This window comes from Bosea sp. AS-1 (assembly GCF_002220095.1).
Lineage (GTDB): Bacteria > Pseudomonadota > Alphaproteobacteria > Rhizobiales > Beijerinckiaceae > Allobosea.
Map to the genome: position 1 here is coordinate 5,365,240 of NZ_CP022372.1, position 22,579 is coordinate 5,387,818.

Sequence of the window (22,579 nt, forward strand, 5' to 3'; positions counted from 1 at the left end):
GACGGTTCGGTGAAGCCGCGCGATGCTAAGGGCATCGGCCATTCCCGAAAGCCGGTTTCGACCTTTCAGGTCGATGCTCAGTACCCGCGTGCCGGATCGACGGCGTGCAGCAGCGGCTCGCCCGCCTCCAGCCGCCTGATCTGGGCCGCGACCAGCGAGGCGATCGCGTCCGGCGCCGACATCGCCGCGTTATGCGGGGTGATCGTCACGCCCGGATGGCTCCAAAGCGGGGAATCCACCGGAAGCGGCTCGGTCTCGAAGACATCGAGCGTCGCTCCCTTGAGCGTGCCGGCATCGAGCGCGGCGATGATGTCGTCCGCAACCTGCAGGCCGCCACGGCCGGGATTGATCAGGAACGGGCCGCCGAGCCGGCCGTCCTGTGCGAGGCCCGCCAGAAGCTCGGAATTGAGGATGCCCCGCGTCTCGGGCGTCAGAGGCACCAGGCTGACGAGAATATCGGTCCGGGCCAGGAAATCCTTCAGGCCCTCCTCGCCGGAGAAGGTTTGCAACCCCTCGATCGTCTTCGGCGACCGGCTCCAGCCGGCAACGTCGAAGCCGATCACCTTGAGCTTGGCGGCGGCGTCCTGTCCGAGTTCGCCCAGCCCCATGATGCCGACACGCACGGAATGCGCCGCCGGCTGGTTGCGATCGTCCTCCCAGAGCTTCGCCTGCTGCTGACGCATGTAGCGATGCTGCTGGCGCAGATACATCAGGCAGTGCAGCACGACATATTCGCTCATCCGCGTCGTCAGGTCGGGATCGACCACGCGGGCGATCGGCACCTCCGGCAACTTGTCGTCGGCGAAGAGGAAATCGACGCCCGCGCCGAGCGAGAAGATCGCAGCGAGATTGGGCAGCCCGGTCAGACTCCCGGCCGGATGCTTCCAGCTCGCGACATAGTGCACGGCGCGGCGATCGAAGGGCTCGCCCGGCACCACGATCGGCATCTCGGGCAGGAGCGCCTGGAAACGTGCCCGCCAGTCCTCGACATGCCAGCCCGTCATGGCCAGAAGCAAACTCATGCCCGTGTTCTTTCCGTAACCCGTGCGGCGACCAGTTCGCCCCGTGCCGCACCCTCTCCGATCCGATAGGCCTTGCGCAAGCGCTCGCTTGCCGCATGGAAAGCATCCTCGCTGCGCGCATGGACGATGGCGAGCGGCCGATCCGGCCCGACCGCATCGCCGATGCCAGCGATTTCCGTGAGGCCCACGGCATGGTCGATGCCGTCTTGCGGCCGCACCCGGCCACCGCCGAGCGCCACGACTGCGAGACCTACAGCACGGGTGTCGATGCCCGAGACCTTGCCCGCCGCAGCGGCGAAGACCGGCTTCACGAGCGGCGCCGCAGCAAGATGCTTTGCCGGCGCATCGAGCAGGTCGGCAGGGCCGCCAAGCGACACGACCATCCGCGCGAAGCGCTCTGCGGCAGCACCCGAGGCGAAAGCCTCCTCGATCCGACCGCGCGCCTGTTCCAGATCCGCCGCCAAGCCGCCAAGCAGCAGCATCTCGGCGCCAAGCGCGACTGTAACGTCATGGAAGCGCGGCTCGCGGCGGCGACCGGTCAGATGATCGAGCGCATAGGCGACCTCGAGCGCGTTGCCGGCAGCGCTCGCCAAAGGCTCGTCCATATCGGTGAGCAGTGCGGTGGTCGGCAGGCCGGCTCCATTGGCGACGCCGACAAGCGCCTGCGCCAGCGCGCGCGCCTTGGCCGGCTCGGGCAGGAAGGCGCCAGAGCCGAACTTCACATCCATGGCAAGGCCATGCAGGCCGGCCGCGAGTTTCTTCGACAAGATCGAGGCGGTGATCAGCGGCAGCGATTCCACCGTCGCCGTGACGTCGCGGATGGCATAGAGGCGTTTGTCAGCCGGAGCGAGGTCGGCGGTCTGGCCGATGATGGCACAGCCGGCTTCGCGCACCACCTTGCGGAAGAGCGTGGTGTCCGGCTGGGTGACATAGCCGGGAACGGCATCGAGCTTGTCGAGCGTGCCGCCGGTATGGCCGAGGCCGCGACCGGAGATCATCGGCACGTAGCCGCCGCAAGCCGCGACTGCAGCCGCGAGCGGCAAGCTCACCGTATCACCGACGCCACCGGTCGAGTGCTTGTCGAGGGCCGGTCCCGGCAAATCGTCCCAGTTCAGCACCGTGCCGGAATCGCGCATGGCGAGCGTCAGCGCCACCCGCTCCTTCTCGGTCATATCGTTGAAGTAGACCGCCATGGCGAGGGCCGCCGCCTGCCCCTCGCTGACCGAACCCTCCGTCAGCCCCGCGATGAACTGGCGGATATCGGCATCCGGCAATTCGCGGCCGTCGCGCTTGGCGGCGATGATCTCCTGGGTCAACCGCATCAGTAGGTTCCTGCCGTCAGGCCGCCGGCCTCCCCGCCACCGATCGCCGCGACCAGAGCACCGTAGAGCCCGCTTGCGCCGAAACGGAAACTCCGCGGCGTCGCCCAATCCGGCCCCATGATCGCGTCGGCGAGATCGAGATAGCCCTTCGCGTCGGCGAGAGTACGGATGCCGCCGGAGGGCTTCAACCCGACCGGGCGGCCGGTCATGCTGATGACGTTGAGCATCACCCGCGCCGCCGGGAGGCTGGCGGAATGGGCGGTCTTGCCGGTCGAGGTCTTGATGAAATCCGCGCCCGACGAGATGGCGAGCTCGGCCGCGAGCCTGACCTTGTCGAGATCGGGATATTCGCCGGTCTCGAGGATGACCTTCAGCAGCTTGTCGCCGCAGCGCATCTTGACGTTACGGACCATGGCACTCGCCGCCGTGGTCTGGCCGGAGAGCACGGACTGCCAGGGCAGGACGAGGTCGATCTCGTCGGCGCCGGTCTCCAGCGCCGCCTCGGTCTCACGGATGACGGGAGCGATCGGCGTGCCGCCCTCGGGGAAATTGACGACCGTCGCGATCCTGACCGGGCCGTCGCCCAGCGTCCCCCGTGCGACCGCGACAAAGCGCGGCCAGAGGCAAACGGCAGCGACCGGCACGGGACCAGAGACGGCGCGGCGGCAAAGATCGCGGGTGCCTTCCGCCGTGGCATCGTCGGCGAGATCGGTGAGGTCGAGCAACGCGAGCGCGCGTCTCGCGAGGGCTTCATCCGACATGGTTCAAAGCTCCGACAAAAAGGCGCGCAGCAGCCGGCGCAGGGAGCGCGCAGCCATCGCGGCGACGTCGCGCGTCTCGCCATGATGCGGGGCGCCGCCATGGAGGCCGGCGCCCATATTGGTGACGATGGACAGGGCGGCGACCCTGATGTCGTGGCGCCGCGCCAGGATGACCTCCGGCACAGTCGACATGCCGACGAGATCGGCCCCGAGCGTCTTCGCCATGCGGATCTCGGCCGGCGTCTCGAAGCTCGGGCCCGAGAACCACATGTAGACGCCCTCGCCCAGCGGTACCATCGCGTTCGCCGCCGCCCGTTTGAGGCGGCCGCGCAGCAGGGGGTCATAGGCATCGACCATCGGCACGAAGCGGCCATCACCCTTGTCGCCGACCAGCGGATTGGGGCCGTTGAAGTTGATGTGGTCGGTGATGAGCGCGAGGCCGCCCGGCCCCATATCCGGCCTGAGCGAGCCCGCCGCATTGGTCAGGATCAGCGGCGGAGAGCCGAAGGCGGTGAGCAGGCCGAGCGGCACACGCATCACCGCGGAATCGCCGCCCTCGTAGTAGTGGGCACGGCCCTGGTAGATCAGCACCTTGCGACCGAACAGCGTGCCGTAGCAGAGCTGGCGGGCATGGCCGGAAACCTCGCCGCGCGGAAAGCCGGGGATATCGGCATAAGCGATCCGCACCGCATCCTGCATGTCGTCGACGACCGAGCCCAGACCGGTGCCGAGCACCAGCGCGCATTCGATCGGACCGTCGACCCCCCTGTCGATCAGCGCCGAGGCTGCTTCGTCGAAGGCCGGATCGGCCGCCATGCAAATTCCCTCCCGGCCGCCGTCGCAGGCCGCCGCAAATCACCGCGGCAAGTTGGCCGGTCCGAAGGACGCTGGCAACAGCTCTTCCAGCGTGAAACGCGCACGGACGCCTTCGGGTCCGGCGATGGCGACCGGCGTCTCTGGCAGGGCGAATTCGCGGATGCGCTGACGGCAGGCGCCGCAGGGCGTGACCAGTTCCGCGCCCTCGCCAAAGACGAGGATCGCGCTGATCGCCTTGGCACCGCCCGCGATCATCGCGGAGATCGCGCCGGCCTCGGCGCAGGCGCCAACCGGATAAGCCGCGTTCTCGACATTGCAGCCGGCATAGATCGTGCCGTCGTCGGCCAGCAGCGCCGCGCCGACCTTGAAGCGCGAATAGGGTGCATAGGCGCGCGGCTGAATACGAGAGGCCGCGGCGAAAAGCGCGGCGAAATCGGGAGCGGCCAAATCAGCGTTCCTTGACATAGGGGATCCCGGAGGCCTTCGGCGGTGTCGCCTTGCCGATGAAGCCAGCGAGCAGGACGATGGTCATCAGATAAGGCAGCGCCTGGATCGCTTCCACCGGCACGAGACCAATCCCTGGCAAGCTGACGCCCTGGAGCCGAATAGCGACCGCATCGAGCAGACCGAAGAGCAGGCAGGCGCCGAGCGCGGGCACCGGCCGCCAATTGGCGAAAATCACCGCCGCGAGCGCAATGAAGCCGCGCCCTGCCGTCATCTGCGGCAGGAAGCCGGCCGACTGCGCTACGGCAAGATAGGTGCCGCCGATGCCGCAGAGCAGGCCGCAAATCGCGACCGCGGCATAGCGCAGGCCGGCGACGGAGATGCCGGCCGTGTCGACGGCGGCCGGGTTCTCGCCCACCGCACGGATGCGCAGGCCGAAGCGGGTGCGCTTCAGCAGAAGCGCTGTCACCAGCACGGCGAAGAACGCGAGATAGGCCGGCACGGCATGGCCGGAGATGACCTCGTCGTAGAGCAGGCCGAGCGCCGGGACATGCTCGCGCGCCCAGCGCGCGAAGGGCAGCGACAGCTCGCCGAAACGTGCCGCGCCCTCGAGCGACGGCGTGCGCCCGCCCTGGCCGTACCAGGCATTGCCGATGACGACGGTGAGCCCCGCCGCCAACATGTTGACTGCGACGCCGGAGACGATCTGATTGCCGCGCCAGGTGATGGCGGCAAAGCCATGCAGCAGCGCCAGCGCGATCGAGGCGAGAATGCCGGCGCCAAGTCCCGCCCAGGCCGATCCGGTGGCGTAGGCGGCGACGGCAGCGGCGAAGGCTGCGATCAGCATCTTGCCTTCGAGGCCGATATCGACGACCCCCGCCTTCTCCGACCACAACCCCGCCATCGCCGCGCAGATCAGCGGGATAGAGAGCCGGACCATGGAATCGAGCACGACGGCGACCGTCTGGAGCCAGTCCATCAGCCGGTTCCCCCGCGGCCGAGGGCCATCGCGACCAGCCGGCGAAACAATCCGTCGAGCGCGCCGGCGAAGAGGATGAGCACGCCGCCGATCACCACCACCATGTCGCGGGTGATGGTCGGCTTGTCGAAGGAGAGCTCCGCCCCGCCCTGGTAGAGCACGCCGAAGAGCAGGGCCGCCAGGCCCACCCCGACCGGATGACCGCGCCCCATCAGGGCAACCGCGATGCCGACGAAGCCGTAGCCGGCCGTGAAGTCGAGCACCAGCCGGTGCTGCACGCCGAGCGCCTCGTTGACGGCGAGCCCGCCGGCGAGCGCGCCCGAGATCGCCATCGCGACCATGGTGACGGCCGCAGGCGAGATGCCGGCATAGGCCGCGGCGCGGGGATTGGCTCCGACGGTGCGGATCGCATAGCCCAACCGCGTGCGCCAAATCAGCAGCCAGACCGCGACGAGCGCCATCAGCGCCAGCAGGAAGGCACTGTTGAGCGGTGTTGCCGGCAGCTTGAGGCCGAGCGGCGCGAGAAGCTGGTGCATCGGCGTCAGCACGGCCTGGGGCGGGAAATCCGGCGTCTCCGGCTGCATCGAGCCGACCTTGCCGATCACTTCGCGCAGCAGATAGACGATCAGCGTCGCCGCGACGAAATTCAGCATGATCGTGGTAATGACGACGTGGCTGCCGCGCCGCGCCTGCAGCCAGCCCGGAATGAAGGCATAGAACGCGCCGGCCGCTGCCGCCGCGAGGATGGCGATCGGCGCGGCGAGGAACCCCAGCGTCGCAAGAAAGCCCGGCATCGCCGAGAGTGCCGCACAGGCGAGCGCCGCGCCGATGCCGGCAATGGTCGCCTGCCCCTCGCCGCCGATATTGAACAGCCCGGCATGGAAGGCGACCGCGACGGCGAGCCCGGTGAAGATGAAATTCGTGGTGTAGTAGAGCGTGAACCCGATGCCCTCGGCGCTGCCGAGCGCGCCGCGCAGGAGCAATGCCGTGGCCTCCAGCGGATTCTCGCCGATGCCCAGGACGACAAGGCCGGCGACGAGCAGGGCCGCCGCCACCGAAACGAGGGGCACGAGCGCGTTGTCGGCCCAGCGCGGCAGCTCGACAGGGGCCGCGCTCATGCGGCCTCGTCCGTCACGCCGGCCATCAGCAGGCCGAGATCGCGTTCGTCCGCCCGCTCCGCGGCGCGCTCGCCGGTGATGCGGCCACCGCACATGGCGAGGATGCGATCGGAAAGCGCCATTACCTCCTCAAGCTCGACCGAGACGAGCAGGATCGCGACACCGGCATCGCGCAGCTCGACCAGCCGGCGATGAATGAACTCGATGGCGCCGATATCGACACCGCGCGTCGGCTGGCCGACGAGCAGCACCTTGGGATTTCGCTCGATCTCGCGGGCGAGCACGATCTTCTGCTGGTTGCCGCCGGAGAATTTCGCGGTCTTCAATGCTGGGTCAGGCGGACGCACATCATAGGCGGCGAAGGCCGTCCGCGCATGCGCCTCGATCCGCGCCGGCGAGAGGAAGGGCCCGGCGCGAAACGCTATGTCTCCCTGATAGCCGAGGATCGCGTTCTCGGCCGCGCTGAAGGCCGTGACGAGGCCGCTGCGGTGGCGGTCCTCGGGGATATGCATCAGGCCGCGCTCGCGCAGTTTGGCAGGATGGCGATCCGCTGCCGTGAGAATCCTGCCATCCAGGCGAACGACGCCGCGAGTTGGCTGGATCAGCCCGGCGAGCACCTCCAGCAATTCGCTCTGGCCGTTGCCGGCAACGCCAGCGATACCGACGATCTCGCCGGCATGGAGCGTCAGGCTGACATCCTGCAAGGTCTCGGTGCCGCGCGCATCGCAGCAGGACAGGCCGGCCGCTTCGAGGACGGGAGTGCCGCGCTCGCGCGGCGGCTTCTCGACGCGCAGCAGCACACGTCGCCCGACCATCGCCTCCGCCAGCGCCGGCGGCGAGGTATCTGCCGTTCGGAAATCGGCGACCATCTCGCCGCGGCGCATCACCGAGACCGTATCGGTGGTGGCCATGATCTCGCGCAGCTTGTGGGTGATCAGGATCACCGTCTTGCCTTGTGCCTTCAATGCCCGGAGCAATGTGAAGAGCTGGTCCGCTTCGGCCGGCGTCAAAACCGCAGTCGGCTCGTCGAGGATCAGGATCTCGGCACCGCGATAGAGCGCCTTCAGGATCTCGACGCGCTGCTGCAGACCGACGGAGAGCTCGCCGACGATAGTGTCAGGGTCGATCGCGAGGCCGTATTCCCCGGACAGTCGCGCCAGCTCGGCCCTGGCTTTCGCCAGGCCGCCCTTCAGCATGGCGCCGCCCTCGGCGCCGAGCACGACGTTCTCGACCACGCTCAGCGTCTCCACCAGCATGAAATGCTGATGGACCATGCCGATGCCGCTCGCGATCGCATCGGCAGGCGATCGGATACGGCGCGGCTGCCCCTTGATCCTGATCTCGCCGGCATCGGCCTCGTAGAAGCCGTAGAGGATCGACATCAGCGTCGACTTGCCGGCACCGTTCTCGCCAACGATGCCGTGGATCGAACCCGCCGTAACCGAAAGCCGAACATCCTTGTTCGCCGCGACCGAGCCGAAGCGCTTCGAGATGCCGACGAGTTCGATCGCTGGAGAGGAAGGAGCGGTGCTCAAGAACGCGGCCCGCGCCTCACATCGTGCATTTCTGGTCGGACATGTAGTCGTGGACCTGGATCTTGCCCGAGATGATATCGGCCTTGGCCTTGTCGGCAGCGGCCTTCATCTCGGGTGTGATCAGGGCCTTGTTGTTGTCGTCCAGTGCCCAGTCGACGCCGCCCTCCTTGAGGCCGAGCACGGAGATGCCCGGCTTCCAGCTGCCGTCGCGCGCCGCCATGAAGGAGTTGTAAGCGGCGACATCGACGCGCTTCAGCATTGAGGTCAGGATCTTGCCGGGATGGAGCGCGTTCTGGTTGGAGTCGACACCGATGCCGAGCTTGCCGGCGTCGGCCGCGGCGCGCAGCACGCCGATGCCGGTGCCGCCGGCGGCGTGGTAGATCACATCAGCACCACGGTCGATCTGAGACTTGGCAAGCTCGCCACCCTTGACCGGGTCGGCCCAGGCCGCCGGGGTCGAGCCTGTCATGTTCTGGAAGATCTCGGCATCGGGCTTGGCCGCCTTGACGCCCTGGACGTAACCGCAGGCGAATTTGCGGATGAGCGGGATATCCATGCCGCCGACGAAGCCGAGCTTGCCGGTCTTCGAGGCCATCGCCCCGAGGAGGCCGACGAGATAGGAGCCCTCATGCTCCTTGAAGACGATCGACTGCACATTCGGCAGGTCGACCACCATGTCGATGATGGTGAACTTCAGATCCGGGAACTCGGCGGCGACCTTCTGTAGGGCCGTCGCCTGACTGAAGCCGACGGCGATGATCGGCGAATTGCCGTCCCGTGCGAAGCGGCGCAGCGCCTGTTCGATCTGGGCATCATTGGTCGGCTCGAAATCGCGGAATTCGACGCCGGTCTCCTTCTTGAACTTGTCCGCGCCGATGAAGACGCCCTCGTTGAAGGATTTGTCGAACTTGCCGCCCTTGTCGTAGACGACCGCCGGCTTGATCGGCTGCTGCGCAAGCGCCGTCGCCGCAGAAAACGCGACGCCCGCCAGCGCCGCCGCGAGAGAACCCAAACGCATCGCATATCCCCTGTTGACGCCGGGCGCCGTTGGCCGGCCCTCGATGACGCCACGATGGCATGGCGCGACGGCGCGGCCAAGCTGGCGAAAGGTCAAGTTCCCGCGCGACGCGATTGCCGAAGCCGGGCCTCCGGTCGTATCGTGAGCCACCATGCTGAACGACGACGAGATCGAGCGCTATGCGCGCCACATCGTGCTGCCGGAGATCGGCGGGCCAGGGCAGCAGAAGCTGAAGAATGCCCGCGTGCTGGTCGTCGGTGCCGGCGGGCTCGGCGCGCCACTGATCCAGTACCTGGCCGCGGCGGGCGTCGGGAAGATTGGCATTGTCGACGACGACATCGTCTCGCTCTCGAACCTGCAGCGCCAGACCATCTTCACCACCGACGATATCGGCGCGCACAAGGCCGTCGCGGCCGCGGAGTTCATCCGCCGGCTCAATCCGAATGTCGTGGTGGAGGAGCATGTCACGCGCATCGACCCGCACAACGCCCGGGCGATGATCGCTTTCTACGACATCGTCGCCGAAGGCTCGGACAATTTCGCCACGCGCTACGCCGTCTCGGATGCCTGCTTCTACGAGCATCGACCGGTGGTGATGGGCGCACTCGGGCGCTTCGACGGCTCGCTGACGACGATCCGCGCCCATGAGACCGGGCCGGACGGACGGCCGAACCCGACCTGGCGCTGTCTCTTCCCCGAAGCGCCGCCACCCGGCGCGATCCCGACCTGCGCGGAAGCCGGCGTGCTGGGAGCGCTCCCCGGCGTCATCGGCTCGCTGATGGCGCTGGAGGTGGTGCGCGCCATCACCGGCTTCGGCGAGCCGCTGGTCGGCAAGCTGCTGTTGCTCGATTCGCTGACGATGCGCTTCGAGACGCTGCGCTATGGCTGGGACGAGGCCAATCCACTGAATGGGACCGGCGTCGCGGCCTGATTTCTTCGACCGAACCGCCGTCATCCCGGACGAACTGCGAAGCCGCGCCGATCCGGGATGACCGCGTTCTGGCCGGAAGCCTCAGCGCTTCGACTCGATCACGTCCCACAGCTCGGCCGCGAGGTCGGGGCCGCCGAGCTTCTTGATGGCGCGCACGCCGGTCGGCGCCGTGACGTTGATCTCCGTGAGCTTGCCGTGAATGACGTCGATGCCGACCAGCAGCAGGCCGCGCTCGCGCAAGGCCGGGCCGATCGCCTCGCAGATCTCGAGCTCCTTCTTCGACAGGTCGGTCGGCCGCGCCGCGCCGCCGCGCACCATGTTGGCGCGCAGATCGCCGACGGCCGGCACGCGGTTGACCGCGCCCGCTGCCTTGCCGTCGATCAGGATGATGCGCTTGTCGCCCTCCGTGACCTCCTTGATGAAACCCTGCACCACCCAGGGCTCGCGGAAGAGGTTGCTGAAGAGGTCGAAGAGCGAGCCGAAATTCGGATCGTCCTTGCCGGTCTTGAACACGGTCGCGCCGCCATGGCCGTAGAGCGGCTTCATGACGATCTCGCCGTATTCGTCGCGGAAGGCCTCGATCTCCGCCCTGTCGCGGGTGATCAGCGTCGGCGGCATCAGCTCCGGGAAATGAGTAACGAAGATTTTCTCCGGCGCGTTGCGGACCTCGGCCGGATTGTTGACCACAAGCGTCTTCGGGTGGATCCGCTCCAGCATGTGCGTCGTGGTGACGTAGGCCATGTCGAAGGGTGGATCCTGCCGGAGCAGCACGACGTCGAGCGTCGAGAGATCGATCTTCTCCTCCGCCCCGGCGCTGAAGTGATCGCCCTCGACATCGCGCACCGTGACCGGGCGGATCGGTGCCGTGACCTTGCCGTCGCGCAGCGAGAGCTTGTCGGGGGTGTAGGTGTAGAGCGTGTGGCCGCGCGCCTGCGCCTCCAGCATCAGCGCGAAGCCGGTATCGCCGGCGATCCGGATGCGCTCGATCGGGTCCATCTGGATGGCGACGCTGAGAGTCATGACAGGCTTCCTGTTGCAGGCAGTTCTTATCGGGCCGCGGACCCGGTTCCTGCAAGTGGGGCGCCCTGCATCACAGGACAAGCTCGAAGGCGGCCGGCACATGGCGCGGCCAGCGCCAGGGCGCCAGGAAGACCGCATCAGCCCTGAGATCGTGGCCCATCGCCCAGGGATTGCGGGCGAGCCATTGCCGGACGCGACGCTCGACCAGGCGTTGCTTTTCGGCGGTCACGGCGGTGAGCGCGTCCTCCAGCCGACCACGGGCCTTGACCTCGACAAAGGCGACCGTGCGCCCGCGCCGCATGACAATATCAATCTCACCGCCCTTGCCGCCGAAGCGCCGCTCCAGCAGCCGGTAGCCCTTCGCACCGAGCCAGAGAATGGCGAGCCATTCCGCCCGCCGACCGGAAAAGCCGGAACGCCGCGCCCGGCGGCTGCGCAGTTCGGCGCGCGTCGCCCGTTCCGTCACGGATCGCCGCGGGTAAGTTCGAGGGCGCGCGCATAAACCTTGCGGCGCGGCTGGCCGGTCTCGGCCGCGACCTGAGCCACCGCCTCCTTGAGCGAGAGCCCGACGAGCGCTGCACGCAAACGCTCGTCGATGACATCGCCCGCCGGCAGCAACTCGTCGGCGCCGGGCGGGCCGATGATGACGACGATCTCGCCGCGCGCTTCCTCGTCCGTCTCGTAATGAGCGGCGAGTTCGGGCAGCGTGCCGCGTCGCACCGTCTCATGGAACTTGGTCAGCTCGCGCGCGACGGCACCGGTACGGGTGCCGAAGACCGCGGCCGCGTCGGCCAGCATCTCGGCAAGACGGCGCGGCGATTCGAAGAAGACGAGCGTGCCCGGGATGGTGGCGAGCTCCGTCAGGCGCGTGCGGCGGGCGGCCGATTTGGGCGGCAGGAAGCCTTCGAAGAAGAAGCGGTCCGTCGGAAGCCCCGCCAGCACCAGCGCGGCCAGCACGGCCGAAGGCCCCGGGATGCCGGTGACCGGCAAGCCCTCCGCCACCAATTCCGCGACGAGCTTGTAGCCGGGATCGGAAACCAGTGGCGTGCCGGCATCCGAGATCAAAGCGAGCTTGCCGCCCTCGCGCAATCGCGCCAGCACCTTCGGACGCATCTGCGCCGCGTTATGCTCGTGATAGGGCAGGAGCGGGGTCGAGATGCCGTAATGCGCCAGCAGCGTCTTCGAGGTACGGGTATCCTCGGCCAGGATAGCATCGGCAGCCGCGAGGGTCGCCAGCGCGCGAAAGGAGATGTCGCGCAGATTGCCGATCGGCGTCGCGACGATATGCAACCCCGGCGCCAGCGGCTCGGCCTCGGCCTTGAGCCCGAAGGCGGTGTAGCTGGCAGGGCGGGGATCGGCGGCGTTCGACATGGCCGCAAGCTGCCACAGCCGTCGCGCCCGCGCCATGTCGGGGTGCGCAGCTGCCTGTGCAACCTATAGTTAACAACTTGAAAATAGCATGCCGCACTGGCACGAGAGTCCCGCGGGGGGACTGTATCGCCGGGCAAGGCTTTGCCGGCCCGGTCACGACTGGAGATCGCCCGTGTTGCACCATCGGCACTTCGCACCGGTTCTGCGGTTCAAGGCGGGCGCACTGGCCGTCTCACTCGGCCTGATGCTCGCAAGCTGCGGCGGCGGCACCTCGGGCCTGCCCGGCTTCGATGGATCGACCTCGACGGAACCGGCCGCGCCCAGCGGAGAAACCATCGGCACCGGCAAGGTCAAGGTCGGCCTCATCCTGCCACTCGGCGCCGAAGGTCAGGGCGGCGTGGTCGGCAACTCGCTGAAGAACGCGGCCGCGATGGCACTGGCCGAATTCCCGAACGCCGACCTGACGCTGTTGGTCAAGGACGATCGCGGCACGCCGGAAGGTGCGCGTGCCGCAACCCAGCAGGCGATTTCGGAGGGTGCCGAGCTCATCATCGGGCCGCTCTTCGCTCCGGCGGTGCAGGCTGCGGGGCAGGTCGCACGGGGCGCCAACCGGCCGGTCATCGCGTTCTCGAGCGATTCCAATGTCGCCTCGCGCGGCGTCTATCTGCTCTCCTTCCCGCCCGAAAACGACGTCAACCGCGTCATCGGTTATGCCTCGCAGCAGGGCCGCAAATCCTTCGCCGCGCTGGTGCCGGATACCGCCTATGGCAAGGTCGTCGAAGCCGCCTTCCAGCAAGCGGTGGCGGCGCGCGGCGCCCGCGTCGCGGCGATCGAGCGCTTCGGCTCCGATCCGGCCGCGATGCGCACCGCCGTGCAGCGACTGATGCCCTCGCTGCAACAGGCGGATGCGCTCTTCGTGCCCGCCGCGGCGGATACGATGCCGGCACTCGGACAGGCGCTGCAGCAGGCCGGCTTCGATCCCCGCAAGGTGAAGCCGCTCGGCACCGGTGTCTGGAACGACAGCAGCATCGCACAGGTCCAGGCGATCCAGGGCGGCTGGTTCGCCTCGCCCGACACCGCCGGCTTCAATGCCTTCGCCGGACGCTACCAGCAGCGCTTCAACAGCGCGCCCACGCGGACTGCCACGCTCTCCTACGATGCCGTTTCGCTCGCCGCTGCGCTGGCCCGCACGCAAGGCTCGCAGCGCTTCTCGGAATCGGTGCTCACCAATGCCTCGGGCTTTGCCGGCGCCGACGGCGTCTTCCGCTTCCGGCCGGACGGGCAGGTCGAGCGCGGGCTCGCGGTGCTCGAACTGCGCAACGGCCAGATCGTGACGGTCAACGCGGCGCCGCGCGATCTCGGCCCGCGCGCGCCGTAGGCCGGCCCTGGTCAGGGGCGGTTCGCAGCCGCCTTCGCAGCGCCGCCAGCCGCGCGCTCGGCAGCAGCGACGATGATGTCCGGCGTCAGGAGCTGCGGCAGGATCTCGGCCTGCCCGTCCTTGCGGCCCGGATAGAACAGGTAGAGCGGCACGCCGGCCCGACCCTGCTCGGCCAACGCCTGCGCGATGCGCGAATCGCGGTTGGTCCAGTCGGCCTTGAGATAGGTGATGCCGAGCTTCGTGAAGGCGTCCTTCACCTCCTGCCGCGAGAGCGCGACGCGCTCATTGGCAAGGCAGGTGATGCACCAGGCCGCCGTGAAATTCACGAAGACCGGCTTGCCTTCCGCCTGCAGCGCCGCGACGCGCTCGGGCGACCAGGCCTGGACATCACCGGCGCGTGCCTCGGTATTGGTGCCCGGCACGGCATTCTCGACGGTGAACCAGCCGGCACCGAGCGCGACCAGCACCGCCAGCACCGTGCCGAAGGCACGGCGCGGCAGGGAACCGCGCGTCACGCCGATCAGCCACACGACGAAGCCGGCCGCCAGCACGGCGACCAGTGCCGCCAGCACGCCTTGTGGACCGGTCTGCACGGAGGCGACCCAGATCAGCCAGATCGCCGTCGCGAACATCGGGAAGGCGAAGGCCTGCTTCAATACCAGCATCCAGCGGCCGGGCTTCGGCAGCAGCCTGAGCAGGCCGGGGGCGAAGGACAGCGCCACGACCGGCAGCGCGAAACCGAGCGCCAGCGCCATGAAGACGGAGAGCGCGGCTGCCGGCGGCTGCGTCACCGCATAGCCCATCGCCGCGCCCATGAAGGGGGCGGTGCAGGGCGTCGCGACCACGACGGCGAGCACGCCGGTCATGAAAGCGCCGAGGCGCCCGCCCCGGCTGGCGAGCCCGTCGCCGAGGCCGACCACAGAGCCCCCGATCTCGAAGGCGCCGATCAGGTTGAGCCCGATCAGAACCATGACGACCGCGAGCGCGATGACGAGTGGCGGCGATTGCAGCTGGAAGCCCCAGCCGACGCTGCTGCCGAGGCTCCCCAGCGCGATGACAGCGCCGGCCAGCACCAGGAAGGTCAGAAGCACGCCGCAGAGGAAGAGCAGGCCTTGCTCGCGCGTCTCGGCGCGGCTGCGATGCGCCGTCTGCGCAAAGCCGAGTGCCTTGATGAACAGCACCGGCAGCACGCAGGGCATCAGGTTGAGGATCAGCCCGCCGGCAAAGGCGAAGGCAAGCGCCGCAAGCAAGGTGAGGTCGGCGCCCTCCGCAGGAACCGGGATCCGTACGACCGCCGGACGGGATGTCGCCGCGCCAGGCTCCGTCGCCTTGCCCACCAGGGCCGGATCGGCATCCGCCACCAGCGTCAGAGCGCGCAGCTCACCGCCCTGCTTGAAGGTGAGGACGCCCGAGACTTCAGGCTGCCCCAGCTTGAAGGCGCTGGAACGGGTCAGCGTCAGAGTCGGCGCATCGCCGGTTTTGGCAGGCTGGTCGGCCGCATGCTCGATCAGCGAGTCGGAGAAGGGGAAGAAACGCAGATCGCTCGCACCCGACGGCAGGCCGGGCAACGCAAGCGCGAGCCTGTCGCCATCGGCAGCGAGCTTGCCGCGGAAGCCGGCAGGCTTTGGCAGCGCAGCGAGCGCAGCGTCGATACGCTGCTGCGCGGCCTCATCGGCCTGGCTGGCAGCGCTCACGGGCAGATCGAGCGAGAAAGATCCCTCCTCGGGAATGCAGATCTTCTCGCAGACCAGCCAGGTCGCCTCCGCCTTGAGCGAGAAGGTCTCGCCGGGCTTGGCCTCGGCCGGCACCGTGATCTCGACCGGCAGCAGGACCTCGCCCTCGAAGCCGAAATTCACCAGCGGGTCGACGCGAATGGCGCGCGGCGCCGGCCAGGCGATCTCGCCCGCCTTGGCACCGGCTGGGAGATTCCAGTGGATCTGGGTCGGCTCGCCGGAATCGCCGGGGTTCAGCCAATAGGTATGCCAGTGCGGCGCGAGCTTCTGGACGAGCGCGACACGGAAACGCTCGCCGGGCGCCACCCTGTCGCGGCCAGACAGCAGGGTCGCGGTGACGCGCGGCGAGGTGACGGCGACAGACTCGGCGGCGAGCGCCATGCCCGGCGACATCAGCCCCAGCGCCAACAGCGCGCCCGCAAGGAGCCGGCGGGCAACGCCGCTCTTCGCGCCGTCGCACCCGTCGAATTGGCGCATCATCGTTCCGCTTCCGTCCTTCGTCATGACTGCCAGATGCCTCAAACGGCCTCTACATGCCAATGACAAGCCGGTGAGGCGAAGTTGCGGTGCTTCAGATCGCCGCGCCATCCGCGACGATGTCCGCGCCGAGCCCCTGCCGGACGGCACGAACGATCTCGGCTTCGGCAGCGGCGCCGCGCCGGCGCGGACGAGCCGCGTCGATGCGATGCTCGGCGATGATCTGTCCCGGCGCGCCCGACAGGATCACCACCCGGTCGGCGAGATAGGCAGCTTCGTCGATATCGTGCGTGACGAAGAGCACGGTCTTGCCGGTGCGCTGCCAGACGCGGATCAGCTCGTCCTGCAGGTTTTCGCGCGTCAACGCATCAAGCGCGGAGAAGGGCTCGTCCATCAGCAGGATCTCGGGTTCGACCGCCAGTGCACGGGCCAGCGAAACGCGCTGGCGCTGGCCGCCGGAGAGCTGGTGCGGCCAGCGCTGTGCCAGCCCACCCAGGCCCACCAGATCGAGCATCGCCTGCGCCTTCTTCAGCCGCTCGCCACGCGACGTCCTGCCTTCGAGGCCAAAGCCGACATTGGAGATCACCTTGCGCCAGGGCAGGAGCCGCGAATCCTGGAAGACCAGCGCGACGGGACGTCGCGTCCGATCCTTGGCGTGGATGACGACCTCGCCGCCGCTCGGCTTGGCCAGTCCGGCAATGACGCGCAGCAAGGTCGACTTGCCGACGCCGGATGGGCCGACAATGGCGAGGAACTCGCCGCGCCCGATCGACAGGTCGAGCTTGCGCAGCACCTCGGTCTCTTCGCCGTCGCGCGTGAAGGTCAGCGACAGGCCCTTGATGTCGATCACGCTTTCCAACGCAGCACCCATCTCTGGAAGGCGACGAAGGCCGTGTCGAGCAGGCCATAGAGCGCCGCCATCGTCAGCATGTAGACCACGACGATATCGGTCGCGAGCAGGCTGGACGCCTGCATCATGCGCTGCCCGACACCGGCGACACCGAAGATCTCAGCCGCGACCACCGCCATCCAGGCCTGGCCCAGCGCCGTGCGGAAGCCGACGAGGATGCCCGGCATCGCCGCCGGCAGCAGGATCTTGAACAGCCGTTGCCAGGGCGAACGGAAGCCGAAGGCGTCCGCCACCTCGACGAGATCGCGGTCGACGCCACGGATCGCTCCCTGTGCCGCGAAGAAGCTGATCCAGAATACGCCGACCGCGATGATGAAGACCGCGGCGCCCGGCGTGACGCCAAACCAGATGATGGCGAAGGGCACCCAGGCGAGGCCCGGCACCGGCCGCAGCACGCGCACGACCCAGGCCGTCGCCTCCTCGGCAGTCTTGGACATGCCGATCAGGACGCCGAGCGCGATGCCGAGGCCCGCACCGACGAAAAGGCCGACGAAATAGTGCCAAAGCGATCCGAGGATCGCTGCGAACCATGCGCCCGAGGAAAGTTCGCGCATGAAGGCCTTCGGCAGCGCGCTCGGCGGCGGCAGGAAGGCGGGGTTCACCCAGCCGAAATAGGGGACCGCCTCCCAGATCAGCAGGAAGGCGGCGAGGCCGAGAAAGGCAAGGGCCGGAGCCCGTAGTCTCCTCACGATATCAGCCGCCCGCCTTGACCGCGCGCTCGTAGTATTGCGTCTCGAACAGGCCGTCGAAGGGCGCTTCCTTGTCGAGCGATCCGAGCTTGACCTGATAGGCCTGCATGGCGCGTGCCGGCTCGATGATCTTGCGCGGATCGATCTCGAAACGGCTGGCCGGCGAGACCAGCGCCTTGCGGATCAGCGCGGGGTCGACGATGCCCTTGCCGAGCGCCGCGGCGACATGGGGCGCGGCCTTGTCGGGATCGGTCTTGATCAGGGCAGCCGCCTTGACGAGGCCATTGACGACGGCCTGCACCGCGTCCGGGTTCTTGGTGGCGAAGGCGCCCGAAACCGCGACGACCGTGCCGGGCTGGCCCGGAAAGACCTCCTCGCCACCCGCGACGAGCTTGATCTGCGGATTGCGGGTCTGGAGGATGGTCAAGGCCGGCTCGCGCACCGTGCCACCATCGACCGCACCGGCCAGGATCGCCTGCTGCGTCGCGTCGATGCCCATCGGCACGATCGCGACATCGGCCTTGTCGACCTTGGCGACCTCCCAGAGCCAGTATTCCAGCACCGTGTCGGGCACCGAGCCCGGCGGCTGGGTCGCGAGGCGCGCCGGCTTGCCGTTGGCGGCGCGGAAGGCCTTGAAAGCGGCGGCAGGAGCAACTCCGTCGGTGAAGAACTTCGTCAGCGACGGCGCGGTGACCACCACGTTCTCGCCGACCGCCGTCGAGGCGACGACGCGGATGTCGACGCCGCGCGAACGAGCGACGGCGAGCGGGGCGACGCCGGCGACATAGATGTCGATCGTACCGGAGGCGAGCGCCTGAATCATGTTCGGACCGGATTCGAAGACGGTAATCGCGGTCTCGATGCCGCCCTGCTTCAGCCAGCCCTCGCCATTGGCGACAAAGAAGGGCGCGGTGCCGACAATCGGGATGTAACCCACCCGGGCTGTGACGCCTTGTGCGCGCGCCGCGCCGGCAAACGGAGACGCCGCCGCAAGGGTCGCACCCGCAATGAGAAACTGGCGGCGATCCATCGTTCAAATCCTCTCGCAAGACGGCGCCGAAACGGCACCCATTGACAGATGGAGAAAAGGATTTTCTATCTGGATGCAATAGATCGACTTGAAAAAGAAATTTATTCTTTCTTGAGATCAATCTATGGAACAGATTTTTCTACAGGACGGGTTTCAGAGAATGGACGCCATCGATCGCAAGATTCTCACGGTGCTGCAGGCCGACGCCAACATCTCGATCGCCGATCTCGCCGATCGGGTCGGGCTGTCGCAGACCCCATGCTGGAAGCGCATCCAGAAGCTGGAGCAGGCCGGCGTCATCCTGAAGCGCGTCGCCCTGGTCTCGCCGGAGAAGATCGGACTCGGCCTCACCGTCTTCGTGCAGATCGAAACCGCCGACCATTCCGGCCCCTGGCTCGACAAATTCGCGCAGACCGTCGCGGCCATGCCGGAGGTGATGGAGTTCTACCGGATGGCCGGCGACGTCGACTACATGCTGCGCGTCGTCGTCGCCGACATGGCCGCCTATGACGGCTTCTACAAGAAGCTGATCGAGACGATCCCGCTCAAGAACGTCACCTCGCGCTTCGCCATGGAGCGGATCAAGGCGACGACGGCCTACAAAGTGCCGGAGCTGCCGCGTCACTGAGCCGGCAGGTGCGCTGCGGCCGGCCGTTCCGGCGCATGACAGAGCGCTGCCGCGAATGCTAGGAAGCGGGCAACACGACGCCTTGCCCAAGGAGCCGCCTTGTCCGCTTCCCGCTCCGTTCTCCTGATCATCGGCGGCGGCATCGCCGCCTACAAGGTGCTCGAAGTCATCCGCCGACTGAAGGACCGCGGCATCGCCTCGCGCTGCATCCTGACCAAGGCGGGCGAACAGTTCGTGACGCCGCTCTCGGTCTCGTCGCTGGCGGGGGAACGCTGCTTCACCGACCTGTTCTCGCTGACGGACGAGGCCGATATCGGCCATATCCAGCTCTCGCGCTCGACCGATCTCGTGGTGGTGGCGCCGGCGACCGCCGACCTCATCGCCAAGATGGCGAACGGCCATGCTGACGACCTTGCCTCGACGGCCTTGCTCGCCACCGACAAGCGCGTGCTGATCGCGCCGGCGATGAACCCGCGCATGTGGCAGCACCCGGCGACGCGGCGAAACATGGCGCAACTCGAAAAGGACGGTGTCCTCGTTGTCGGTCCGAATAGCGGCGCCATGGCCGAACGCGGAGAAAGCGGGCCGGGCCGGATGGCCGAGCCGCCGGAAATCCTCGCCGCGATCGAGCTGGCACTGGCCGGCGAAAAGCCTTCGACGCGCGCCATCGGCTTCCTCGGCCGGCTGCCGGGCGGCGAGCATGCCCACGCCGGCAGCGCGCTCGCCGGCAAGCATGTCCTCATCACCTCAGGACCGACGCATGAGCCGATCGACCCGGTGCGCTACATCGCGAACCGCTCCTCCGGAAAGCAGGGCCATGCCATCGCCGCCGCAGCCGCGGCAGCCGGCGCCCGCGTGACTCTGATCAGCGGGCCGGTGAACCTGCCCGATCCAACAGGCGTCGAGACCATCCGTGTCGAATCCGCCCGTGAGATGCTGGCGGCCGTCGAGGCCGCGCTGCCCGCCGATCTCGCCATCTTCGCCGCCGCCGTCGCCGACTGGCGCGTCGCCGATGCCGCATCGGAGAAGATGAAGAAGGATGGCGGGAAGCTGCCGCCGCTCTCGCTCGTGGAGAATCCAGATATTCTCGCCACCGTGGCGCACCGCAAGACGGGGCGACCCGGCTTCGTCGTCGGTTTCGCCGCGGAGACGCAGAACGTCATCGACTATGCCAAGGCCAAGCTCGCCAAGAAGGGCTGCGACCTGATCGTCGCCAACGATGTCGGCGGCACGGGCGTGATGGGCGGGGACGCCAATACCGTGCATCTCGTCACGGCGACGGGCGTCGAGACCTGGCCGACGCTGCCGAAGGAGGAGGTCGCAAGCCGTCTCATCGCGCATCTGGCGCAGCTGCTGCCGGGCAAGGGAGCCTGAGCGCGATGACGACGGTCGCGTTGCTGAGGCTGCCGCATGGCGCCGATCTGCCCCTGCCCGCCTATGAGACAACCGGCGCGGCCGGGCTCGACCTGCGCGCCGCGATCATGGCGCCCCTGACATTGGCGCCCGGCGAGCGGGCGCTCATCCCGACTGGACTCGCGATGCAGCTGCCCGAAGGCTTCGAAGGACAGGTGCGGCCACGCTCAGGGCTGGCCTTGCGTCACGGCGTCACGGTGCTGAATGCCCCCGGAACGGTCGACAGCGATATTCATGCCACCCCCCTCGGTAAGGTGAACTCGCGATCTGACTTGCTTGCGGCGCTCCGCGGTTTAAGAGGCAGCGCGGCGCAGCTCGTCAGGGTTGCGCAGCCGCGCTGACTCTGGGTCCAGCTTCGTACCGACGTATGCCGACGGATTTGCGCCCGGCTTCATTATCTCGGGGAAGAGGGTTTGCCCCGCCGTTCCGTCGCAATCAGCCCAAGTGGTCGTAAATACGGGCCTATCAAGCCCCTCCCCGGCCACCAAACGGAATGTGGTCTGGGTCCAAACGAACCAGAATTTGGAGATAGCGAGTTACCTTAGACTCCAGGTCACGGATTCTATCGAGCTGATCGTTTTCTCGCCGTACCGATTCGTCCAGCTTTCGCTCGGCTTCCAATAAGCGGTATTCTATTGCGACGCACCGCTGAGCAAACTCATCACGGATCGGATCGCGCTTTTCAATTGGGAAAGCTTCGCTCCATTCGTCGGCTCCTCTACTTGGCCTGCTGCCGGTTTCGTGGACAGTCGGTTAAGCTAATCCCACCTTCTTTTCGAACTCGACCGGGCTGATGTAGCCGATGGTCGAGTGTCTGCGAACGGCGTTATAGAACCGCTCGATGTAATCGAACACGTCGGCACGAGCATCGTCGCGTGTTCGGTAGACCCTGCCTCTGATCCGCTCGGTTTTGAGCGAGGAGAAGAAGCTCTCCATCGCGGCATTGTCCCAGACATTGCCCGAGCGGCTCATCGAGCAGGTGACGCCGTTGTCGGCCATGAGCTTCTGGAACTGCTCGCTGGCATACTGGCTGCCCTGGTCCGAATGGTGCAGCAGGGCATCCGGCTTTCCCCGGCGCCAGATCGCCATCATCAGCGCATCGGTCACGAGTTGAGCGGTCATCTCGGCCTTCATCGACCAGCCCACCACCCGGCGGGAGAAGAGGTCGATGACGGCCGCAACGTACAGCCAACCCTCCGCGGTCCATATGTAGGTGAAGTCCGCGATCCAGCGCTGGTTGGGCCGTTCGGCGTGGAACTCCCGGCCGAGCGTATTCGGGGCGATGGCCGATCGTTGGCCATCATCCTTGGGCAGGCTGCGCCGACGCGGCCTGGCGCGCAAAGCTTGTGCGCGCATCAGCCGTTCGATGCGATGCAGGCCGCAATCGATGCCTTCCGCCAGCACGTCCCGCCAGACGCGCCTGGCACCATAGGTGCGATCCGAACCAAGGAAGCTTGCCCGGACCCTGGCGCCAATCTCCGCGTCGTCGCGCGCACGCCGGCTCGGCGATCGGTTGAGCCAGGCATGAAAGCCCGAGCGCGACACATCCAGCGCTTCGCAAAGCCACGCCACCGGCCAGATCCCCCGGTGCTTCGCAATGAACGTGAACCTCATGTCACGTCCTTCGCGAAGTAGGCTGCGGCCTTTTTTAGAATATCGCGCTCCGCCTTGAGCTTGGCCACCTCCCGCCGCAGCCTCTCGATCTCAAGCTGCTCCGGCTTCATCTGACCGTGGCCGGGAAAGGCCTGCGCAGGATCGGCAGAAAAGAGCTTCACCCATTTGCGCAGCTGGTTCTCATGGACATCCAGGTCCCGAGACGCCTGCGCCACACTCACTCCGCGATCCTTGATCAGGCGGACCGCCTCGATCTTGAACTCACGCCCAAACTGTCTTCGCCGCATACGCCACCTCCGGTTTCATGAAACACCTAATCTCGGTGTCCACGAAACCGGCAGCAGGCCATGCAGATTACCGTCGCCGCGAT

Annotated in this window: 22 protein-coding genes; 5 read left to right on the top strand and 17 right to left on the bottom strand. The window is 67.6% G+C overall.

Annotated features, from left to right (window positions below; translation table 11 throughout):
- Positions 1 to 77 precede the first annotated feature (77 nt).
- From CE453_RS27465 to CE453_RS27505, 9 genes are read right to left on the bottom strand one after another with little or no spacing between them, the layout of a single operon-like run.
- A complete protein-coding gene (locus CE453_RS27465) occupies positions 78 to 1,022 on the bottom strand; it encodes a 2-hydroxyacid dehydrogenase (protein ID WP_089177482.1) in 945 nt (314 codons plus the stop codon).
- On the bottom strand, positions 1,019 to 2,344 hold the full coding sequence (gene deoA / locus CE453_RS27470) for a thymidine phosphorylase (RefSeq protein ID WP_089177483.1): 1,326 nt from the start codon (positions 2,342 to 2,344) through the stop codon (positions 1,019 to 1,021). The genes CE453_RS27465 and deoA overlap by 4 nt, the downstream gene beginning before the upstream one ends.
- Positions 2,344 to 3,105, bottom strand: coding sequence for a deoxyribose-phosphate aldolase (gene deoC / locus CE453_RS27475; protein WP_089177484.1), 762 nt, complete (start codon positions 3,103 to 3,105; stop codon positions 2,344 to 2,346). Before deoC ends, deoA begins: the two co-directional genes overlap by 1 nt.
- A gap of 3 nt (positions 3,106 to 3,108) precedes the next feature.
- Positions 3,109 to 3,921, bottom strand: coding sequence for a purine-nucleoside phosphorylase (locus CE453_RS27480; RefSeq protein ID WP_089177485.1), 813 nt, complete (start codon positions 3,919 to 3,921; stop codon positions 3,109 to 3,111).
- A gap of 39 nt (positions 3,922 to 3,960) precedes the next feature.
- Positions 3,961 to 4,368: a cytidine deaminase gene (locus CE453_RS27485; protein ID WP_248307896.1), complete on the bottom strand. Its 408-nt coding sequence runs from the start codon at positions 4,366 to 4,368 to the stop codon at positions 3,961 to 3,963.
- Position 4,369: 1 nt separating this feature from the next.
- Positions 4,370 to 5,344: an ABC transporter permease gene (locus tag CE453_RS27490; protein ID WP_089177487.1), complete on the bottom strand. Its 975-nt coding sequence runs from the start codon at positions 5,342 to 5,344 to the stop codon at positions 4,370 to 4,372.
- Positions 5,344 to 6,462, bottom strand: a complete 1,119-nt coding sequence (locus tag CE453_RS27495) for an ABC transporter permease (protein WP_089177488.1) — start codon at positions 6,460 to 6,462, stop codon at positions 5,344 to 5,346. The genes CE453_RS27490 and CE453_RS27495 overlap by 1 nt, the downstream gene beginning before the upstream one ends.
- Complete coding sequence (locus tag CE453_RS27500; RefSeq protein ID WP_089177489.1) at positions 6,459 to 7,997, bottom strand: ABC transporter ATP-binding protein; 1,539 nt, start codon at positions 7,995 to 7,997, stop codon at positions 6,459 to 6,461. The genes CE453_RS27495 and CE453_RS27500 overlap by 4 nt, the downstream gene beginning before the upstream one ends.
- A 16-nt stretch (positions 7,998 to 8,013) precedes the next feature.
- Positions 8,014 to 9,015: a BMP family lipoprotein gene (locus CE453_RS27505; protein ID WP_089178185.1), complete on the bottom strand. Its 1,002-nt coding sequence runs from the start codon at positions 9,013 to 9,015 to the stop codon at positions 8,014 to 8,016.
- Between the two features lie 151 nt (positions 9,016 to 9,166).
- Here CE453_RS27505 and CE453_RS27510 point away from each other — a divergent pair, with 151 nt between their 5' ends.
- A complete protein-coding gene (locus CE453_RS27510; protein WP_089177490.1) occupies positions 9,167 to 9,946 on the top strand; it encodes a HesA/MoeB/ThiF family protein in 780 nt (259 codons plus the stop codon).
- A gap of 81 nt (positions 9,947 to 10,027) precedes the next feature.
- Here the strand turns inward: CE453_RS27510 and gshB are convergent, their stop codons facing one another.
- The 3 genes from gshB to rsmI all read right to left on the bottom strand — a co-directional run bounded on the left by gshB (position 10,028) and on the right by rsmI (position 12,337).
- Positions 10,028 to 10,966 carry a glutathione synthase gene (gene gshB / locus CE453_RS27515; protein WP_089177491.1) on the bottom strand — a complete coding sequence of 313 codons (939 nt, stop codon included), beginning with the start codon at positions 10,964 to 10,966 and terminating at the stop codon, positions 10,028 to 10,030.
- Positions 10,967 to 11,036: 70 nt separating this feature from the next.
- Positions 11,037 to 11,432 carry a YraN family protein gene (locus tag CE453_RS27520; protein WP_472840967.1) on the bottom strand — a complete coding sequence of 132 codons (396 nt, stop codon included), beginning with the start codon at positions 11,430 to 11,432 and terminating at the stop codon, positions 11,037 to 11,039.
- A complete protein-coding gene (gene rsmI / locus CE453_RS27525) occupies positions 11,429 to 12,337 on the bottom strand; it encodes a 16S rRNA (cytidine(1402)-2'-O)-methyltransferase (RefSeq protein WP_089178187.1) in 909 nt (302 codons plus the stop codon). The genes CE453_RS27520 and rsmI overlap by 4 nt, the downstream gene beginning before the upstream one ends.
- A 172-nt stretch (positions 12,338 to 12,509) precedes the next feature.
- Between rsmI and CE453_RS27530 the strand changes: the two genes are divergently transcribed.
- Positions 12,510 to 13,715, top strand: a complete 1,206-nt coding sequence (locus CE453_RS27530) for a penicillin-binding protein activator (RefSeq protein ID WP_248307897.1) — start codon at positions 12,510 to 12,512, stop codon at positions 13,713 to 13,715.
- An 11-nt stretch (positions 13,716 to 13,726) separates the two neighbouring features.
- Here the strand turns inward: CE453_RS27530 and CE453_RS27535 are convergent, their stop codons facing one another.
- The 4 genes from CE453_RS27535 to CE453_RS27550 all read right to left on the bottom strand — a co-directional run bounded on the left by CE453_RS27535 (position 13,727) and on the right by CE453_RS27550 (position 18,554).
- Positions 13,727 to 15,928, bottom strand: coding sequence for a protein-disulfide reductase DsbD family protein (locus CE453_RS27535; RefSeq protein WP_198302225.1), 2,202 nt, complete (start codon positions 15,926 to 15,928; stop codon positions 13,727 to 13,729).
- Positions 15,929 to 16,019: 91 nt separating this feature from the next.
- Entirely contained in the window at positions 16,020 to 16,796 is a 777-nt protein-coding gene (locus tag CE453_RS27540; RefSeq protein WP_089177493.1) for an ABC transporter ATP-binding protein, read from the bottom strand.
- Positions 16,772 to 17,524 carry an ABC transporter permease gene (locus CE453_RS27545; protein ID WP_089177494.1) on the bottom strand — a complete coding sequence of 251 codons (753 nt, stop codon included), beginning with the start codon at positions 17,522 to 17,524 and terminating at the stop codon, positions 16,772 to 16,774. Before CE453_RS27545 ends, CE453_RS27540 begins: the two co-directional genes overlap by 25 nt.
- 4 nt (positions 17,525 to 17,528) lie before the next feature.
- Positions 17,529 to 18,554, bottom strand: a complete 1,026-nt coding sequence (locus tag CE453_RS27550) for an ABC transporter substrate-binding protein (protein ID WP_089177495.1) — start codon at positions 18,552 to 18,554, stop codon at positions 17,529 to 17,531.
- A 124-nt stretch (positions 18,555 to 18,678) separates the two neighbouring features.
- Here CE453_RS27550 and CE453_RS27555 point away from each other — a divergent pair, with 124 nt between their 5' ends.
- From CE453_RS27555 to dut, 3 genes are all read left to right on the top strand, one after another.
- Entirely contained in the window at positions 18,679 to 19,182 is a 504-nt protein-coding gene (locus tag CE453_RS27555) for an Lrp/AsnC family transcriptional regulator (protein ID WP_089177496.1), read from the top strand.
- Positions 19,183 to 19,281: 99 nt separating this feature from the next.
- Positions 19,282 to 20,556, top strand: a complete 1,275-nt coding sequence (locus tag CE453_RS27560; protein WP_089177497.1) for a phosphopantothenoylcysteine decarboxylase domain-containing protein — start codon at positions 19,282 to 19,284, stop codon at positions 20,554 to 20,556.
- Positions 20,557 to 20,561: 5 nt separating this feature from the next.
- The gene (gene dut / locus CE453_RS27565) at positions 20,562 to 20,936 is read left to right on the top strand and encodes a dUTP diphosphatase (RefSeq protein ID WP_089177498.1); all 375 of its coding nucleotides are present in this window, start codon (positions 20,562 to 20,564) and stop codon (positions 20,934 to 20,936) included.
- Positions 20,937 to 21,348: 412 nt separating this feature from the next.
- Here dut and CE453_RS27570 read toward each other — a convergent pair.
- Positions 21,349 to 22,496, bottom strand: a protein-coding gene (locus CE453_RS27570; protein WP_089173036.1) for an IS3 family transposase whose coding sequence is annotated in 2 segments (ribosomal slippage) — positions 21,349 to 22,247 and positions 22,247 to 22,496 — 1,149 coding nt in all. Because the reading frame shifts where the segments join, the coding sequence is not laid out codon by codon here.
- Positions 22,497 to 22,579: the final 83 nt, after the last annotated feature.

Bases quoted from the DNA above. Each gene is read 5' to 3' on its own strand.
- CE453_RS27465 (WP_089177482.1), bottom strand. From the start codon at position 1,022: ATGAGTTTGCTTCTGGCCATGACGGGCTGGCATGTCGAGGACTGGCGG.
- deoA (WP_089177483.1), bottom strand. From the start codon at position 2,344: ATGCGGTTGACCCAGGAGATCATCGCCGCCAAGCGCGACGGCCGCGAA.
- deoC (WP_089177484.1), bottom strand. From the start codon at position 3,105: ATGTCGGATGAAGCCCTCGCGAGACGCGCGCTCGCGTTGCTCGACCTC.
- CE453_RS27480 (WP_089177485.1), bottom strand. From the start codon at position 3,921: ATGGCGGCCGATCCGGCCTTCGACGAAGCAGCCTCGGCGCTGATCGAC.
- CE453_RS27490 (WP_089177487.1), bottom strand. From the start codon at position 5,344: ATGGACTGGCTCCAGACGGTCGCCGTCGTGCTCGATTCCATGGTCCGG.
- CE453_RS27495 (WP_089177488.1), bottom strand. From the start codon at position 6,462: ATGAGCGCGGCCCCTGTCGAGCTGCCGCGCTGGGCCGACAACGCGCTC.
- CE453_RS27505 (WP_089178185.1), bottom strand. From the start codon at position 9,015: ATGCGTTTGGGTTCTCTCGCGGCGGCGCTGGCGGGCGTCGCGTTTTCT.
- CE453_RS27510 (WP_089177490.1), top strand. From the start codon at position 9,167: ATGCTGAACGACGACGAGATCGAGCGCTATGCGCGCCACATCGTGCTG.
- gshB (WP_089177491.1), bottom strand. From the start codon at position 10,966: ATGACTCTCAGCGTCGCCATCCAGATGGACCCGATCGAGCGCATCCGG.
- rsmI (WP_089178187.1), bottom strand. From the start codon at position 12,337: ATGTCGAACGCCGCCGATCCCCGCCCTGCCAGCTACACCGCCTTCGGG.
- CE453_RS27535 (WP_198302225.1), bottom strand. From the start codon at position 15,928: ATGATGCGCCAATTCGACGGGTGCGACGGCGCGAAGAGCGGCGTTGCC.
- CE453_RS27540 (WP_089177493.1), bottom strand. From the start codon at position 16,796: ATGGGTGCTGCGTTGGAAAGCGTGATCGACATCAAGGGCCTGTCGCTG.
- CE453_RS27550 (WP_089177495.1), bottom strand. From the start codon at position 18,554: ATGGATCGCCGCCAGTTTCTCATTGCGGGTGCGACCCTTGCGGCGGCG.
- CE453_RS27555 (WP_089177496.1), top strand. From the start codon at position 18,679: ATGGAACAGATTTTTCTACAGGACGGGTTTCAGAGAATGGACGCCATC.
- dut (WP_089177498.1), top strand. From the start codon at position 20,562: ATGACGACGGTCGCGTTGCTGAGGCTGCCGCATGGCGCCGATCTGCCC.